The 15920-nt window shown below is 35.0% G+C and carries 19 protein-coding genes; 13 read left to right on the forward strand and 6 right to left on the reverse strand.

All coding sequences use genetic code 11. From position 1 onward, the window contains the following. Positions 1-551: 551 nt before the first annotated feature. Entirely contained in the window at positions 552-1820 is a 1269-nt protein-coding gene (locus B5X62_RS14960; RefSeq protein ID WP_079668290.1) for an alkaline phosphatase family protein, read from the reverse strand. A 352-nt stretch (positions 1821-2172) separates the two neighbouring features. Here B5X62_RS14960 and B5X62_RS14965 point away from each other — a divergent pair, with 352 nt between their 5' ends. Beyond that, positions 2173-2643: a regulatory protein RecX gene (locus tag B5X62_RS14965; RefSeq protein WP_079668291.1), complete on the forward strand. Its 471-nt coding sequence runs from the start codon at positions 2173-2175 to the stop codon at positions 2641-2643. A gap of 24 nt (positions 2644-2667) precedes the next feature. On the opposite strand, the gene B5X62_RS14970 is transcribed toward B5X62_RS14965, so the two are convergent. Continuing rightward, the gene (locus B5X62_RS14970; RefSeq protein WP_079668292.1) at positions 2668-3213 is read right to left on the reverse strand and encodes a hypothetical protein; all 546 of its coding nucleotides are present in this window, start codon (positions 3211-3213) and stop codon (positions 2668-2670) included. Positions 3214-3339: 126 nt separating this feature from the next. Here B5X62_RS14970 and B5X62_RS14975 point away from each other — a divergent pair, with 126 nt between their 5' ends. The 3 genes from B5X62_RS14975 (at position 3340) to B5X62_RS14985 (ending at position 5788) form a co-directional block, all read left to right on the forward strand. Continuing rightward, positions 3340-4503 (forward strand): glycosyltransferase family 4 protein, encoded by a 1164-nt coding sequence (locus tag B5X62_RS14975; protein ID WP_079668293.1) that lies wholly within the window; start codon positions 3340-3342, stop codon positions 4501-4503. 73 nt (positions 4504-4576) lie between these two features. Beyond that, a complete protein-coding gene (locus tag B5X62_RS14980) occupies positions 4577-5182 on the forward strand; it encodes a sugar transferase (protein WP_079668294.1) in 606 nt (201 codons plus the stop codon). Positions 5183-5188: 6 nt separating this feature from the next. Further along, the gene (locus tag B5X62_RS14985) at positions 5189-5788 is read left to right on the forward strand and encodes an acetyltransferase (protein WP_079668295.1); all 600 of its coding nucleotides are present in this window, start codon (positions 5189-5191) and stop codon (positions 5786-5788) included. A 73-nt stretch (positions 5789-5861) separates the two neighbouring features. On the opposite strand, the gene B5X62_RS14990 is transcribed toward B5X62_RS14985, so the two are convergent. Continuing rightward, positions 5862-6152: an HU family DNA-binding protein gene (locus B5X62_RS14990; protein WP_079668296.1), complete on the reverse strand. Its 291-nt coding sequence runs from the start codon at positions 6150-6152 to the stop codon at positions 5862-5864. A 335-nt stretch (positions 6153-6487) separates the two neighbouring features. On the opposite strand from B5X62_RS14990, the gene panD reads away from it, so the two are divergent. The 5 genes from panD to B5X62_RS15015 all read left to right on the forward strand — a co-directional run bounded on the left by panD (position 6488) and on the right by B5X62_RS15015 (position 9493). Then, the gene (panD, locus tag B5X62_RS14995) at positions 6488-6838 is read left to right on the forward strand and encodes an aspartate 1-decarboxylase (protein WP_079668297.1); all 351 of its coding nucleotides are present in this window, start codon (positions 6488-6490) and stop codon (positions 6836-6838) included. Between the two features lie 3 nt (positions 6839-6841). Further along, on the forward strand, positions 6842-7846 hold the full coding sequence (locus B5X62_RS15000) for a lysylphosphatidylglycerol synthase transmembrane domain-containing protein (protein ID WP_079668298.1): 1005 nt from the start codon (positions 6842-6844) through the stop codon (positions 7844-7846). A gap of 214 nt (positions 7847-8060) precedes the next feature. Continuing rightward, complete coding sequence (locus B5X62_RS15005) at positions 8061-8426, forward strand: DUF2255 family protein (protein WP_079668299.1); 366 nt, start codon at positions 8061-8063, stop codon at positions 8424-8426. A 46-nt stretch (positions 8427-8472) separates the two neighbouring features. After that, on the forward strand, positions 8473-8853 hold the full coding sequence (locus B5X62_RS15010; RefSeq protein ID WP_079668300.1) for a YchJ family protein: 381 nt from the start codon (positions 8473-8475) through the stop codon (positions 8851-8853). Positions 8854-8929: 76 nt separating this feature from the next. Next, positions 8930-9493 (forward strand): hypothetical protein, encoded by a 564-nt coding sequence (locus B5X62_RS15015; RefSeq protein ID WP_079668301.1) that lies wholly within the window; start codon positions 8930-8932, stop codon positions 9491-9493. Positions 9494-9497: 4 nt separating this feature from the next. Here the strand turns inward: B5X62_RS15015 and B5X62_RS15020 are convergent, their stop codons facing one another. After that, positions 9498-9740 (reverse strand): VF530 family protein, encoded by a 243-nt coding sequence (locus B5X62_RS15020; RefSeq protein ID WP_079668302.1) that lies wholly within the window; start codon positions 9738-9740, stop codon positions 9498-9500. A gap of 105 nt (positions 9741-9845) precedes the next feature. Between B5X62_RS15020 and B5X62_RS15575 the strand changes: the two genes are divergently transcribed. The 4 genes from B5X62_RS15575 (at position 9846) to B5X62_RS15035 (ending at position 14779) form a co-directional block, all read left to right on the forward strand. After that, the gene (locus tag B5X62_RS15575; protein ID WP_185116724.1) at positions 9846-10007 is read left to right on the forward strand and encodes a hypothetical protein; all 162 of its coding nucleotides are present in this window, start codon (positions 9846-9848) and stop codon (positions 10005-10007) included. Next, positions 10004-11209, forward strand: coding sequence for a metallophosphoesterase family protein (locus tag B5X62_RS15025; RefSeq protein WP_079668303.1), 1206 nt, complete (start codon positions 10004-10006; stop codon positions 11207-11209). Before B5X62_RS15575 ends, B5X62_RS15025 begins: the two co-directional genes overlap by 4 nt. 8 nt (positions 11210-11217) lie before the next feature. Beyond that, positions 11218-11511, forward strand: coding sequence for a GIY-YIG nuclease family protein (locus tag B5X62_RS15030; RefSeq protein ID WP_079668304.1), 294 nt, complete (start codon positions 11218-11220; stop codon positions 11509-11511). Between the two features lie 244 nt (positions 11512-11755). After that, positions 11756-14779, forward strand: coding sequence for an SbcC/MukB-like Walker B domain-containing protein (locus B5X62_RS15035; protein WP_079668305.1), 3024 nt, complete (start codon positions 11756-11758; stop codon positions 14777-14779). A gap of 47 nt (positions 14780-14826) precedes the next feature. On the opposite strand, the gene B5X62_RS15040 is transcribed toward B5X62_RS15035, so the two are convergent. Together B5X62_RS15040 and B5X62_RS15045 are read right to left on the reverse strand one after the other, a co-directional pair. Beyond that, positions 14827-15327, reverse strand: a complete 501-nt coding sequence (locus tag B5X62_RS15040; RefSeq protein WP_079668306.1) for an FKBP-type peptidyl-prolyl cis-trans isomerase — start codon at positions 15325-15327, stop codon at positions 14827-14829. 276 nt (positions 15328-15603) lie between these two features. Continuing rightward, positions 15604-15920 (reverse strand): transposase (locus B5X62_RS15045; protein ID WP_144038299.1); only part of this gene is annotated, 317 nt, incomplete at its 5' end.

Consider the following 15920-nt stretch of genomic DNA (forward strand, 5'->3'; position numbering starts at 1 on the left):
TTTAACATCGTTTTTAATTTGATAATGCTTTTCCGTTTTGTTGGATTTCACATATAAATCCAACGTTAATTTGCTAACATCTACTCCAATAAAAACTTTTTCCATAACTTTGGTTTTAAGATTTTAAAGAGAAACTTATCTAGAGCTCAACTCCTTTATAATGGGTTTTAAACCCGAATTTCTATCTGAGTTTATGATAAGAAGTGTTTAAGTCTAAATCGAAGTATGAGCCACAACTCTGAGTAAATATTAGTTTACTTAAACACTTTTCTCTTTCTCTTAAAGTTATCTCTTTTCTTGTTACAAATCTAAAGGAGTAGCGTAACGTATCGAGAAGTCTTTGCATTAATAACTTCTCGATTTGTAACAAGAAATAGAGATAATTTTAAGATAAAGAGAAAAGTGTTTAAGCAAACTAAGATATACTTGAAGTGACGCCTCAAATCAACAAAAGTGCTTTATCCCGAATTGGTATTAAATAACAAAACCGCCTTTCAGAAACTTCTGAAAGGCGGTTTTTATTTGGTCTTTATTTTCTTAAAACTAAAAGTTTATTTCAAAATCTTATCAGCTACTTTTTCTTTACCATCAATTGGTGAAGTGATTTTAAGACCTAAAATTTTAGTTACAATTGGATAAACATTAACATTATCAAAACGCGGAATCTCTAAATCTGATTTGAAAGCTGGTCCCCAAGCTCGGAAAATAGCACGCATTTCAGGAACTTTTTTTGGATCAAAACCATGTTTCCCGATGCTTGTTGTCTTACCTTTTTCAAGAAAAACTTTTGGTGCGTTGGGAACTAAAAGGATATCACCTATCCTATCAAATACGTCATCTTTTTTGCCATAATGTAAACGTCTTGGGAAACAAGATTCTTTATAAACTTTATAATCTGGCGTTTTGGATTTTTTTAATTCACGATAAGCCATTTTAATATCATCAGGATTTTTAACTTTCACACGTAACAACGTATTGCTATTAAAATAATCGAAACGCGATTTATCTTTCAGAATTTCGGGAATGTCGATGGCGTTTTCTTTATCAACCTTTATCATGCCGTGGTCGGACACGAAAACGAAATTCACGTTTTTGAGTCCAAGATTATTGACTTTGGTAACCAAATTTCCAATTGCTGCATCAACAGATTTTACGGCCTCTTCCGTTTCTTTAGAATCTGGTCCGTGATGATGGCCATTCGCGTCAACTTCGGGAAAATACATCGTAATATAATGTGGACGTTGCGCTTCGGGAAGTTTTAGCCAATTAAGAACAATATTTACTTTTTGATCGTTATTAAACTTTTCGTGGTAGTTGTAATAATAAGTAGGTCGCGTTTTCCCCGCATCGGACTGAGAACTTACCCAAAACAAAGATGCTGACAAAAGTCCTTGCTCTTCCGCCAAACTCCAAAGTGGTTTTCCGCCGTACCAAGAACCGTCACTAACGATTTTTCCGTCGTTCATTTTGTAGGCTTCGTTTCTTTTGTAGTCATAAAAGAAATTATCCACCAAACCGTGATGCGCAGGATACAAACCTGTGACCAAGGTGTAATGATTCGGAAATGTTATTGAAGGAAAACTCGGATTCATGTAATCGGCTGAGACACCTTGTTTTGATAATCTATCGATATTGGGTGTCGCATATTTTGTAGGATAATCGTACCTAAAACCATCCACCGAAATCATAATAACATAAGGTTTATCTTGAAAATCTGCTACGGTATTAACTCGATTAGAAACTACAATTTGTGCGGTGTCTTTTTGTGCGCTTATAAATGCGAAGAGCAACACATTTAGGAAAAATAGGAACTTTTTCATTTTATTAAAAATAATGAACAAATGTAGTTTTGATTTTTGAAACTTAGGTTAAATAATGGTCAATTTTTATAATTATCCCGAATCTGCGTGAGGGCGAAGCGCATTGTTGGAGCTCGTGATGTGAGGCGGCGGAGCGCAGCGGAGCCGTCCGAGCATCACAGCGACTGCGCGCAGACCGACACTGGCGGCGAGGACGGCGCGAGCGCAGCGAGCGTCCGAACGAGCCGTCATGTGGCACGCCAAAAATAAAACGACACATCGAAAACTGACTAAAAGTTACGCCTTATGTTAATAAAATTTTTCTTTTAAAGTATATTTGTGCTGATTTTTGAAAAGAAAATCATTAGTTGTAATGGAAAAGAAATCTTTTACTTTTGACGAAATTAAACTTAAAATGCTCAACTATTGTGTGTACCAAGACCGTTGTCATTATGAGGTTGAACAAAAAATGCGCGAATTTCTTTTGATTCCAGAAGCTAAAGAGGAGATTTTATTGTACCTGATTCAAGAAAAATATCTGGATGAAGAGCGTTTTGTTAGAAGTTATATTCGCGGAAAATTTTACATTAAACACTGGGGACGGAACAAAATAAAACTTAATCTCAAACAAAAACAAATAAGCGATAAGTTAATGGGCCGCTGCTGGGACGAGATTGATGATAGTGACTATCAAAAGCAAATCATTTTGTTTATTGAAAAGCAATCTGGTAGCATCAACGAGCCAAATGCTTTTAAAAAGAAAAACAAGATTATCAAGTTTTTGCTGTCCAAAGGTTATGAATATGATTGCATTTTGGATGCTTTTGGATTAATGGAGTACTGACGATTTAATTTATAACATTAAGCATTATTTCACCTTTTCCAAAAGATACAATCGCGCGCCAGAAAAAGATAGTTTTGGCATTAAGTTACCTTCTAGCACCATCGTTTTGTTGTCAACATCAATCACCGTAATGTAGTTGTTAGAGTTATATTCGATGTAATTTTCTTTCTCTTTTGTGATAGGATTTTTTCCGAACTCAAAATCATATTTTACCCAATCCTCATCTTGTCCGCTACAATGCACAGGTTTGAACTTGGATTTATTAGATTTAAAAATAATTTGGTCGTAAGCTTCTCCACATTCGCTTTCGAAAGTGCTTTCTCGGTTTTGATCTTGCTGAAACTGTTCATAAGAACCTTTGTATACTCCCACAACCTTCCAAGTACCACCTACACGATCCTCATCTATTTTGCCTGCCGCTTTGCTAACCGCCCAACTGGCTGCGTTTACAGTTCCTTTTACTGTTTTGTAACCCAATTTAGCTACACCCGTCACGGCTTTGGTTGCTGTTGAGACTATACATGATTGCAGTAGTAAAGAGGCTGATAATACAAAGATTAGCTTTTTCATAGATTGTTGTTTTGAGTTACGAAGATAAGCTTTTCATATAATTGTAATGAATTAAGTTGTGAAAAATCCAAAATCATTTTAAACTTCTTTTAAAAAAATAATACCTTTAAGCCGTTTTTATAAAGCATGTCAAAGCCAAAACTTATAAGGGTAACAACTGTCCCTATTTCTTTAGAAAAGCTACTGGGTAAGCAACTTAGCTTCATGGATCAGCACTTCGACTTAACAGCGGTGTCAGCAGATGCTACGGCATTAGTTGATGTCGGCAAGAAGCTTGGCGTTAAAACCTATCCTGTCGAAATGACGCGTCGGATTACACCTATACAAGATCTTAAGGTTTTATGGAAAATGTACCGATTTCTAAAGTCCGAGCGACCAGATATCATTCATTCTCATACACCTAAGGCCGGATTGGTCAGCATGTTGGCTGCAAAGTTGGTAGGTGTTCCCAATCGATTGCACACCGTAGCGGGACTGCCACTCATGGAAGCGCAAGGTCTAAAGCGTAAGATTTTGATGTTGGTTGAGCAGTTGACCTATGCTGCTGCAACACATGTCTATCCCAACTCAAAAGGTCTATCCGACTTTATCTTAGAAAATAAATTAACAACAAGCTCGAAGCTGAAAGTCATTGCTAATGGATCCTCTAATGGCATCGATACGACTTATTTTGATAAGGATAATCTCGATCAAAATGATTTATTTGTCTTAAAAAAGAGCCTCAAGATTGAAGATGATGACGAAGTTTTTATTTTTGTAGGGCGATTAGTGGGCGATAAAGGTCTTAATGAACTTATTGAAGCTTTTGATGAGATAGGTAAAAATAATACCAAATCAAAACTAATATTAGTTGGCACATTTGAGGATCAGCTTGATCCTTTGCAAACGTCAACTTTGGAAAAAATAAAGTCTAACTCTAACATCATTAATGTCGGCTGGCAAACGGATGTTCGACCTTATTTGGCGATAGCTGATATTTTAACTTTTCCGAGTTATCGAGAAGGTTTCCCGAATGTTGTGATGCAAGCGGGCGCCATGGGTTTGGCCTCTATAGTTAGCAATATCAACGGTTGTAACGAAATTATTATTGAAAATAAAAACGGATTAATTATTCCCGTTAAAAATAAAAAAGCCTTAGAAGAAGCCATGCAAAAATTGCTAAATGATCAAGTTTTATTTAATAGTTTAAAAACCAATGCCCGTCCAATGATTGTTGATCGCTATCAACAGCAAGTCGTTTGGGATGCACTTTTAACGGAATATAAATCTTTACTCGGAGCTAGAAGTTAGGAATTATGAGTTATAAATTCGGAATTAAAAATTCGGCGTTTTGGCTAAAACAAAAAACTAAACACAAAAAAAATTGTACAAGAACTTTCTAAAAAGAATTTTAGACCTCGTCTTGGCGAGTATTGGCTTCATTCTACTGTTGCCAATATTTTTGTTGGTGACAATTGGGTTATATTTTGCTAACCAGGGCAAGCCTTTCTTTTTTCAAAAGCGTCCGGGCAAGAATGAGAAGATTTTCAAAATCATCAAATTCAAAACCATGAATGATAAAACTGATGCCAATGGACAACTTTTACCTGATAAAAAACGTTTAACAAAAATAGGCGCTATTGTACGCAAAACCTCTTTGGATGAGATTCCGCAGCTTATTAATGTCATCAAAGCTGATATGAGTCTCATTGGTCCAAGACCTCTTCTTCCCGAATATCTGGAGATGTATAGCCGTACACAAAAACGCCGCCACGAGATAAAACCTGGCATAACGGGCTGGGCACAAGTCAATGGGCGTAACGCCATATCATGGACAAGAAAGTTAGAGCTTGATGTTGAATATGTAGATAATATTAACTTTTTGTTAGACTGTAAAATTTTCTTTCTAACCATAAAAAAAGTTTTAATACGAGAAGGAATCTCGCAAGAAGGTCAAGTAAGTATCGAACCTTTTAATGGAAAAAACTAATACCAAATGAGTTTATATTTGTACGGAGCTAGCGGTCACGGTAAAGTCGTTTTAGAAATAGCAGAAGCATTGAAGATTCCTGTTGAAGCCTTTATTGATGGTGATCTAACAAAACTTAATTTATTGAACTACCCAATAATTCATCATGTTCCAATAAATGTAGAGCTAACATTATCTCTTGGAAATAATATAACAAGAAAAAACATCGCAAATCAACTATCAGACTATGTTTTTAAAACATTAATTCACCCAAGTGCACAGATTTCAAAAAGAGCAGAGCTTGGCGCTGGAAGCGTTGTAATGGCTGGGGTAAGTATTAATTCTTGTTCCAAAATTGGAAAACATTGTATTATTAATACGAATGCTGCGGTAGATCATGATTGTATATTAGAAGACTTTGTACATATTTCTCCAAATGTTTCCTTAGCAGGCAATGTTGAAGTGGGAGAGTTAACACAAATTGGTATAGGAGCTTGTGTTATACAAGGTGTCAAAATTGGAAAAAACTGTATGATCGGCGCAGGAAGTGTTGTGATAAAAGATATTCCTGATAATGCTGTAGTAGTTGGCAATCCAGCTAGAATTATTAAATACCGACAAGACTAAATTATCTAACAAAATAAAACAATCAAGGCTTCCCATTGGGAAGCCTTGATTTATTCTGTATAAGAATCAAGAATTACTTCTTTTTAGCTCCAGCTACAGCAGTCGCTAGATCAGCTCCAGCTTTGAACTTTGCAACTTTCTTAGCAGCAATTTTGATTGGTTTTTTAGTTGCAGGGTTGATACCTTGTCTAGCAGCTCTTTCAGATACTGAGAAAGTCCCGAATCCTACTAAAGAAACTTTACCTTCTTTCTTTTTTAAAGTTGTTGTAACGTTGCTGATGAAAGATTCTAAAGCTTTCTTAGCAGCTACTTTTGTGATTTCTGCATCCTTTGCGATTGCATCGATTAATTCAGATTTGTTCATAATTGTATTTAATTAAAGTTATGTTGTTATAGCAAATATAGAACATTTTTCATTTCACACAAGTCTTTTTATGTTTTTTAGAGAAAAATCTAGTGTTTTTTTTATTATGCTATAAAATTCATAATTTGATTATTTGCCAAATTAAGGGCTTTTTTTAAATGTTGTAATGTTGTTATTGCCATTGTATAAGGATATTAGCAATATTTATCTTTTACAATTGCAAATTGTTGATTCCTGAATTTTAATATTAAACTTTTGTTAAGTTAATTGTACTAATACGAATAATTTAAGCTTAGTTTTTATTGAAAAATACTTATTTATAGTAAATTTGCAACATGTTAATAGAAGTATTCAAATCCAAAATACACAGAGTTAAAGTCACAGAGTCTGACCTTAACTACATCGGGAGCATTACCATAGACGAAGATCTTATCGACGCAGCTGGCCTTATCGTTGGCGAACGTGTCTATATTGTTAATGTTAATAATGGCGAACGTTTTGACACTTACGTTATTAAAGGAACTCGTGGTTCTGGAGAAATCTGTCTTAATGGTCCAGCGGCAAGAAAAGTGCACAAAGGAGATACCGTTATCATCATTGCTTATGCGCAGATGTCACCTGAGGAAGCTAAAACTTTCCAACCAAAAATCGTTTTCCCGAACGAAGATACCAACCTTTTAACCTAATGAATGGCTGAAGCTAAAAAAAATAATCCTATAAAAACGGCAATCACCATTGCTGTATCGCTTGCTTTTGCAGGCTTTTTTTTGTGGCTTGCTTTGAAGGGTTTGGACTTTGAAGTGATAAAAGCTTCTTTGTCGAAAGCCAATTATCTGTGGGTAGCTTTCGCAGCATGTTTTGGTTTGGGCGCTTATTGGTTTCGGGCAGTGCGCTGGAATCTTTTGTTGGAGCCAATGGGACATTCGATATCGAATAGTAATTCGTTGTGGTCGATTTCTTTTGGCTATTTAATGAACTTGACTATCCCAAGAAGTGGCGAGGTTGCAAGAGCGACAGCTTTATACGGTGTCGAAAAAGTGCCTGTTGACCAATCTTTCGGGACGATTATTCTAGAACGTGTTGTCGATTTGGTTTGTATGTTGGCTTTTTTGGGCTTGACTTTGATTTTTAAATACGATGCGATTTTATCATTTTACAAACAATCTGGCGTTAATATTAACCCCAACAAAATTGCTTTAATATTTGGTGCTTTAGCTGTTTGCGGTATCGTCTTCTTTGCAATAAGAAAAAGGCTGGCTAATGTACCAGTGCTTGGAAAAATAGTTGGTTTTATTGACGGAATCCTCGACGGACTCATGTCAATCTTCCGAATGAAACAAAAGGCAAAATTTATTCTTTATACAGTTCTAATCTGGATTTGCTATTATTTTGCTGCTTATCTGGTTTGTTTTTCTTTGCCCGAAACCTCTGATTTTGGATTTGCTGACGGCTTTTTCATTTTGGTGGTTGGGACTTTGGGAATGATTATCCCTGCTTCTGGCGGTATTGGCGCATTTAACTTGGCGATGAAGTTTGGTTTTATGGCCTTATTCATCTCGATGGGGAAAGATGGCAATCTTGGTGGCGAAGTTGGCTTGATCTATTCTTTTATTTCGTTGCCGTTGCAGATTTGCATTATGTTGGTGATGGGATTAATCTCGATTCCGATGTTAGCGAAGGCTAGAAAGTTTTAGTTTAAAAGATTCAAGATTCAAGGTTCAAGAGCCGAGAACCAAGAACCAAGATTTTAGACTCAAGTTTTAACCGCAAATCTTTAAGATATTCAAGTAAATCAGTTCAAGTAGTATAGCCTTTCAGCAAGCTCATGATAAACCGAGTCGAGAACTATTTTAGAAATAACTTCTCGATACGATTTTTTCAAAATCTACTTTCTCATAAAACTCAACAATGCAAAACGACGCAATTAATTACATCAATTCTCGCAATCTTATCGGAATAAAAGCTGGTAGCGACCGCAAAACTTTTCTTAAAATTTGGATGGTTACCGTTAACAATCGAATTTTTGCACGCTCTTGGGGATTTGCAGAAAGAAGTTGGTACAACACTTTTCTAAATGATTCGAATGGCGAAATAAAATGCGGCGACAACGTTTTTAATATAAAAGCCGACATTCCCAAAGATTTAGATGCTTTAAACGAAAAAATTAGTCAAGCTTATTTGGATAAATATGATTCTGGAGATAATTCATATTACGCCAAAGGAATTACAGAACAAAACCACGTCGCCAAAACAATGGAATTTATTTTAATATAAAATTATGTTAATTCTTAATTTATAATTCACAACTAAAAATTAAAAAATGACTTGTCCTTGCTGCTCTGGGAAAGCCTACGAGGAATGTTGCCAACCTTTCCACAAAGGTGATAAAAGTGCACCAACAGCCGAAGCTTTGATGCGTTCACGTTTTTCTGCTTTTGCAATTCCAAATGCTGATTATCTTTGGGAAACGACACTTCCTTCCAAAAGAAAATTCCATGATAAAGCCGAATTGCAAGAATGGGGCGAAATAAATACTTGGACCAAATTGGAAATTGTCAGAACTTCAGTACTTAATCAAGTCGAGTTCAAAGCCTATTACACAGACCAAGATGCTAAGTCACAAATTCATCACGAATTTTCATACTTCCAACTGATAAAAGGTCGTTGGTATTATGTTTCGGGAGATTTTTTTGAAAATTAGAAAAACACGAAAAGTATTTCCGTAAAACATATTTTCACTTATTTTTACCAAAAAAAACACACTCATTTCAAACTAAATGAAGAAGATATTACTCATATTCAGCTTATTGTTCATTGCGGTTTTGAATGCTCAAAACAATGCAGATCAAAAAGATTTAAAACCCATAATCGAACAAATTATTGATGGTTTTGCAACTAAAAATGCAGAAAAAATCAATGCTTTTGTCAACAAAGATTTAGGAATCGGTGTTGTTTTTAAATCTGAAAACCAAATCAACTATCTCAATCTTGAAGAGATGGATTTTGGTTTAAATTTCCCTAGCCAAAAGGCTTTTTGGAGTGTTACAAAATCATCAACCATTAAATTTGAAAGAACGCCTGGTTTTAATCCCGAGAAAAAAACTTGGAGCAACTACGGAACATTTTGCCAAATAGATTCGCCGATTGTGCTTTATTTTTTGGATGAATTTGCAGAACGAGGCAACGACTTTTCTGACCAAACTATTTTTAAAGTTAACGAAAACACAGAAAATACGGCTTATATTGTTTTGGCTGAGAAAAACGCAAAAGGTCTTCAATTTGTTTTAACGAAAATCGAAGGTAATTGGACTTTGACGTTTTTTGACCTTTTGAATATTTAAATTTTTATTCCAAATTTTTCTTTTTCTGTCTTAAAACATATAAATACAAACTTTCCACTTTTGTACGCGCCCAAGGTGTTTTGCGAAGAAATTTTAGCGAAGACGAAACACTAGGATTCTCACCAGTAAAGCATTTGATGTTAATTTGCTTTCCCAATTCGCCATAACCTTTGTAATATTCTAAAAGTTCTTCTAAAATGGCATCCAAACGTTTTCCGTGAAGTGGATCTTTAGAATTTTGGTCCATACTTTTTTTTGTAAAAATACTAAAACTAAAAGCTTAGTTTGCAATTTTTCGTTTTAAATTCCTAGCAAACTTCACTATCTTAGCTTCATTAAACAGGCTTAAAAAATGAGCAGAAATACGGATGCCAACCGAAAAGCGCACAAGAAAAAAATCGACCAAAAGAAGAGGAAAGTTCACGAAGCCGAAGAAAAACGAAAAGCTCGATTAAAGGAAATCAGAGATAGTTTTATTGAGAAGGAGAATCAACAAGAAGATAGCGAATCATGAAAATTTTACATACTGCCGATTGGCATTTAGGAAAACGCCTAGACCGATTTTCACGATTGGAAGAACAAGTTTTGGTGATGAATGAAATCATTGAAATCGCTAATGAACAAAAGGTTGACATGATAATCGTAGCAGGTGATTTATTTGATAATTTCAATCCAAGTGTTGAGGCGGTCGAACTTTTTTATAAAACTTTAAAGAGACTTTCCAACAACGGAAAACGTCCAATAATCGCCATTGCAGGAAATCACGATTCCCCCAATTTGATTGACGCTCCTGACCCTTTGGCTCGCGAATGTGGCATTATTCTCATCGGTCATCCGCAAGCAAAAATTCAAGAATTTGAGGTAGAAAATTTCAAAATTATAAATTCTCAGAAAGGATTTTTAGAACTGAAACTAAATCAATTCGACTATCCAATTCGACTTATTCATACCGCTTATGCTAACGAAGTTCGGTTGAAACAGTATTTCGGTGAAGAAAAAGAAAAAGCCTTGAACGAAACTTTAGCCGAACATTGGAAAACTATTGCCGATGAATTTTGTAATGAAAATGGCGTTAATATTTTGACTACGCATTTATACATGAACAAGCGTGGTGCTGCACTTTTGGAAGAACCCGAAGGTGAAAAACCAATCAAAATCGGAAATGCAGATATGGTGTATTCCGATGCAATTCCGAATCAAATTCAATATACGGCTTTGGGGCATTTACACCGATTCAGAAATATAGGAACGGAAGAAAAACCTGTTGTTTACAGCTCTTCGCCACTTTGCTACAGCTTTTCGGAGGCTGGCCAAACCAAATTTGTTTCCATTATTAACGCAAAACCCAACGAAAACGTTTCTTTTGAAAAAATTGAATTAAAATCAGGACGAAAATTGGTTAGAAAAAGTTTCGACAACGTTGATGAAACAATCACTTGGCTGACAGAAAATCCAAATACTTTGGTTGAATTAACCATCGAATCAGATTCGTTTTTAAAAGCAGAAGATCGCAAACGAATTTTTCAAAGTCATGATGGCATTATTTATTTGATTCCAAAAGTGAAAAACATCGAAAATCAAAAGACTGAAATCACTGAAATTGATATTACAAAAGATTTAGAGCCGCTTTTCATTGATTATTTCAAATCAAAAAACACAAATCAAGAACCGAATGAAGAATTAATGGATTTGCTTAAAGAAATTCAGAAGGAATAAAGATTTCTATGCAAAATTCTTATGTCTACATATTACTTTGTTCTGATAACACTTTCTATGTTGGTGTAACCTCGGACGTCCACCAAAGGCTTATAGAACATCAAGAAGGTAAGCATTTTGGGTCTTACACCTATTCAAGAAGACCATTAATATTGGTTTATTATTGTGATTTTACAGATATCAACCTCGCAATTTCCTTTGAAAAGAAAATCAAAAAATGGTCTAAAGCTAAAAAGCAAGCTTTGATTGATGGCAGATTTGAAGATTTACCAAATCTTGCAAAAAAGAATTTTAAAAAATAAGACTAAAGTTCTCGATACGATTTTTTCAAAATCTACTCGAACTGACGACCGAAACAACGTTACCGACTAAGAATATTTATCTGAATTTTATTTTCAAACTTCTTAAACACAACATCGGTCGGAATAGTGAACTTGATTAAATAGTTAACATAATTATAATGATTATCTTCAGCTATCATTAAATATTTAAAACACAACGTCAGTTCGAGTAGCGCAGCGTATCGAGAACTCTAATTAAAAAAATATGATTCCACAGAAACTCACTATAGAAGGACTTTACTCGTATCAGGAACGTCAAAGTATCGATTTTTCAAATCTTACAGAAGCGGGATTGTTTGGGATTTTCGGGGCGGTTGGTTCTGGGAAATCGTCGATTTTGGAAGCGATTTCTTTTGCGTTGTACGGGGAAACGGAACGACTTAATTCTCGCGATAAACGTGCGTACAACATGATGAATTTAAAATCCAATCGCTCGTATATTGAATTTGATTTCATCAATCACGAAAATAAATTATTCCGCGCAACCAGAGAATACAAACGAAATTCTAAAAATTTTGAAGATGTAAAGCCAGCTTCGGCAGTGTTTTATGAATTTAAAAACGGAACTTGGGAAGCTTTGGACCACGTGAATGCGGAGGGAATTATTGGTTTGAATTATTCCAATTTCAAGCGCACAATTATTATTCCGCAAGGGCAATTCAAGGAATTTTTGGAGTTGGGCGCAAAGGAAAGAACCGATATGATGAAAGAAATTTTCAATCTGTATCGATTCGATTTGCAGGATAAAGTTTCAGGTTTAAATAAGAAAAATCAAACGGAACTCGATCAACTTGAAGGAAAACTTTCAGGTTTTGAAACGATTTCAGAGGAAGAAATTTCTGCGCAAAAAGATAATTTAATTCAAGCAAAAACGGCTCAAGAAAATTTAAAACTAGAATTTGAAAAAGTCAATTCGCATTATCAACAATTAAAAAATCTGAAATCGGATTTCGAACTGCTTTCCAAAAAGGAAACTGATTTTTCGGAATTAGAAAAAAATAAAGAAACAATTGATGCGAAAGAGAATCAATTAAAGCTGTATCAATCAACATTTCGAGTATTTAACGACGATTTAAAAGAAAGAAATAGAAATCAGAATCTTTTAAAATCTACGGAAGAGCAATTGAAATTGGTGGACGAAAATTGGAAATCGTTGACGGATAATTCGAATCGATTACAAAAATCAAAAGAAGAACTGCAACCAAAAGTTGATGCGCTCCCAAAACAAAAAATTCTAGAACAAGATTTAGAATTGTTGTTCCACATAAAATCAGATGAATCCAAGCTTGCAAAAAACACTGAAAGTACGATTGAAGGCGAAAAGTTTGTAAAAGAATTTAAATCAAAAGAAGAAGAAACTGCCGCAAAAATCCAAAATCAAGAGCAGGAAATATCAAACTTAAAAACTCAATTAATTTCATCTGCAACATTAATTGAAGTTGGCGAATGGTTTTCAAAAAAGCAAAATTTGACAGACAATTTAGTTAAAGAAAAAACCAATTTTGAAGCTAACAAAAAGTCTATTGAAAATCTTGAAGAAAAATTAAAAAAGCTTGATGCAGAAAAGCTTTCCACAGAGATTTCAAATTTAAAAGAGGAAAAAGAAAAGCTTCAAAATCAGAAAAATAAGTTGGAAGTTTCACGTCAACTTTCGCATTATTCCACCGAATTACAAGATGGAAAACCTTGTCCGTTGTGCGGTTCGGACCATCATCCTTCGATTGCGGTTTTCGAAGATGTGAGCAATGATTTGGAGGTTTTAGAAGAGAAACTTTTGGCTTTGAATGGACAATTGGAAAGTTTAGAGCAAAATGCAAAGGAAGCTGAAAAAATAACACAAGAAAAAAACTTGATTTCGCAACAAGGAAAATTGCTTCAAAATTCGATTGAAACGATAGAAAGTCAAATTTCGGAATTAGAAAAAACCTTCATTTGGAAAGACTTTTCAAAAGACAATTTTGATCAATTCCAAAATCGAAAAGCAGAAAATCAAACCAAGGAATTTCAACTAAAAACAAAAGAAAAAGAACTTGAAACTTTCCGAACCGAATTAGATTCTATTCGGAAGAAACTAGATAAAGCCAATCAACGTTTTCAAGAAATCTCGAATGAAAATTTAGAATTCAAAACTAAAATTGCGAGCAACAAAGCGCTTTTAAAAGAATTAAATCCTAGCGATTATTCAGAAAAAACGGCATCTGAAATTCAACTGCAACTTGAAAATTTAAAACAAGAAAATCAAAATACAGAAACTGTTTGGAATCATCTAATTTCAGAAACTCAAGAAATTCAAGTCAAATTATCATCTGAAAATACGAAGCGTGAGCAGTTTCAAAAGCAAGTTTCGGATTTTAATTTGCAATTGGAAAAGATTCAAAATCAGCTAAATGAAAATTTAGAAAAGTCGAATTTCAACGACCTTGACGCAGTTTTAGAAATTTTGAATCAAAATGTAGACGAGCAAAATATTCAACTGGAAATTCAGAATTTTAAAATTCAATTCGAAACTTTGAAAAATAGCATTTCGGAATTGAAGGAAAAATTAAAGGATTTTTCGTTTGATGAAAATCAATTTTTAGAATCTGAAAATCATTTTAAAACCAAAGAATCCGAACTTGCAGAAGCCAATAAATTAGCGATTCAAATCGCTGCTGAAATCACTCGTTTGGAACAAGAATTTAAGAAAAAAGAAGATTTATTGAAGGAACAAGCTGCACTTTCAAAACGCGCTGAAAATCTCAAAACGATGTTTAATCTCTTTAAAGGAGCAGGTTTTGTGCAATATGTTTCTTCCATTTATTTGCGACAATTATGCGATCATGCCAATGTTCGATTCCATCGAATGACACGTAATCAACTGAGTTTGCAACTGAATGATAACAACGATTTTGAAATTGTCGATTTCCTCAACGAAGGTCGCAGTCGAAGTGTGAAAACGCTTTCTGGTGGACAAGCTTTTCAAGTTTCGTTGAGTTTGGCATTGGCATTGGCGGAATCGGTGCAGTCCAATGCAAAAGCGGAAAAGAATTTCTTCTTTATTGATGAAGGTTTCGGAACGCAAGATGTAGAATCCGTCAACATCGTTTTCGAAACTTTGATGAATCTCCAAAAAGAAAACCGAATTGTCGGCATTATTTCACATGTCGAAGAATTAAAAGAACGTATGCCAATCTCTTTAAGCATCGAGAAAGACGAGGAAAGAGGAAGCCTCATTCAACTTAATTCATAAAAAAAGTCACTCCAAAAAGAGTGACTTTATATTTTCAATACACTAGATTAGTGTGCTTCGTTTCCGTCAACACCGTGAGCGTGACCGTGAGAAAGCTCCTCTTCAGTTGCAGGTCTCGTGTTAAAGATCTCAACATCAAAGCTCAAAGTTTTCCCAGCCATTGGGTGGTTAAGGTCAGCAACAACCGTTTCTGGAGTCACCTCAACAACGATTGCGTTGAAGTTGTTACCTTGGTTGTCAGATAATGGCAACATCGCACCAACTGGCGGAATTCCACTCTCTTGGAACATATCGATTGGCAATTGCGCCACTGCATCATCTTGTCTCTCACCATAAGCCTCAGCTGGAGAAATCGTGAACGTTTTTTTGTCACCAACAGTAAGACCTTTAATTTCTTCCTCGAATTTTGGAATCATCATCCCAACACCGTACAAAAACGTTAATGGATTTTCAGACGTTGTATTTTCTACAAAAAGTTTTTCTCCGTTAGCTTCGATCGTGTTCAGCGTGTAGCCTAAAGATACTACGTGATTGTTGTCTATTGTCATTTGTTTAGATATTTAAGGATTTCTCCTCGTTGTAATTATTTCAAATTTTATGTTTACAAAGATAATCTTTTGAAATTATTTTCTTCAATAAAGTTTTATTTTGGGCAATCCCCTCGCCACGGCATTTCCCACAGCTCGGGTCGGGCTATCCGCTTGTAGTCCTCAGTTGGCGCTCGCTACGCTCGCGCTTCCTTGCGGGCTACCGCTTCTATCCCTATTGCGAGGGGATAATTAGAAAATTTTCATTCCGATTATTTTCATCCGTCACTTCGATTTCTATGACATATGCAAATTAAAATTATACACAGATTCGTTTTTTATTAAAGCATATATTCTGTGTATAATTTTGTTTCTAATTGCGTTGAGTATAGACATCTTGTTTTTTCCTTCCGCAACCTTTCTTTGGAAGTAAATTGCAAGGTCATTTTTTAATCTTATCGAGCTGAGCGCCGCTAAATGCAATACTTTTTTCAGCTCTTTATCCGCCATTGTAGAAACCCTCGGTTTTCGATAAATAGAACTACCCGAACTGTATTCAAATGGTGCAACTCCTGCGTAACAAGCCATTTTTCGGGCAGATTGTATATCTGAAA

The sequence above is a fragment of the Soonwooa buanensis genome (assembly GCF_900167905.1).
Lineage (GTDB): Bacteria > Bacteroidota > Bacteroidia > Flavobacteriales > Weeksellaceae > Soonwooa > Soonwooa buanensis.

Coding starts and splice junctions, on each gene's coding strand:
- B5X62_RS15000 (WP_079668298.1), top strand. CDS start 6,842: ATGGCTGAAGCTAAAAAAAATAATCCTATAAAAACGGCAATCACCATT.
- B5X62_RS14960 (WP_079668290.1), bottom strand. CDS start 1,820: ATGAAAAAGTTCCTATTTTTCCTAAATGTGTTGCTCTTCGCATTTATA.
- B5X62_RS14970 (WP_079668292.1), bottom strand. CDS start 3,213: ATGAAAAAGCTAATCTTTGTATTATCAGCCTCTTTACTACTGCAATCA.
- B5X62_RS15015 (WP_079668301.1), top strand. CDS start 8,930: ATGAAGAAGATATTACTCATATTCAGCTTATTGTTCATTGCGGTTTTG.
- B5X62_RS15040 (WP_079668306.1), bottom strand. CDS start 15,327: ATGACAATAGACAACAATCACGTAGTATCTTTAGGCTACACGCTGAAC.
- B5X62_RS15025 (WP_079668303.1), top strand. CDS start 10,004: ATGAAAATTTTACATACTGCCGATTGGCATTTAGGAAAACGCCTAGAC.
- B5X62_RS15035 (WP_079668305.1), top strand. CDS start 11,756: ATGATTCCACAGAAACTCACTATAGAAGGACTTTACTCGTATCAGGAA.
- B5X62_RS14985 (WP_079668295.1), top strand. CDS start 5,189: ATGAGTTTATATTTGTACGGAGCTAGCGGTCACGGTAAAGTCGTTTTA.
- B5X62_RS14990 (WP_079668296.1), bottom strand. CDS start 6,152: ATGAACAAATCTGAATTAATCGATGCAATCGCAAAGGATGCAGAAATC.
- B5X62_RS14975 (WP_079668293.1), top strand. CDS start 3,340: ATGTCAAAGCCAAAACTTATAAGGGTAACAACTGTCCCTATTTCTTTA.
- B5X62_RS15020 (WP_079668302.1), bottom strand. CDS start 9,740: ATGGACCAAAATTCTAAAGATCCACTTCACGGAAAACGTTTGGATGCC.
- B5X62_RS14965 (WP_079668291.1), top strand. CDS start 2,173: ATGGAAAAGAAATCTTTTACTTTTGACGAAATTAAACTTAAAATGCTC.
- B5X62_RS15005 (WP_079668299.1), top strand. CDS start 8,061: ATGCAAAACGACGCAATTAATTACATCAATTCTCGCAATCTTATCGGA.
- panD (WP_079668297.1), top strand. CDS start 6,488: ATGTTAATAGAAGTATTCAAATCCAAAATACACAGAGTTAAAGTCACA.
- B5X62_RS15030 (WP_079668304.1), top strand. CDS start 11,218: ATGCAAAATTCTTATGTCTACATATTACTTTGTTCTGATAACACTTTC.
- B5X62_RS15010 (WP_079668300.1), top strand. CDS start 8,473: ATGACTTGTCCTTGCTGCTCTGGGAAAGCCTACGAGGAATGTTGCCAA.
- B5X62_RS15575 (WP_185116724.1), top strand. CDS start 9,846: ATGAGCAGAAATACGGATGCCAACCGAAAAGCGCACAAGAAAAAAATC.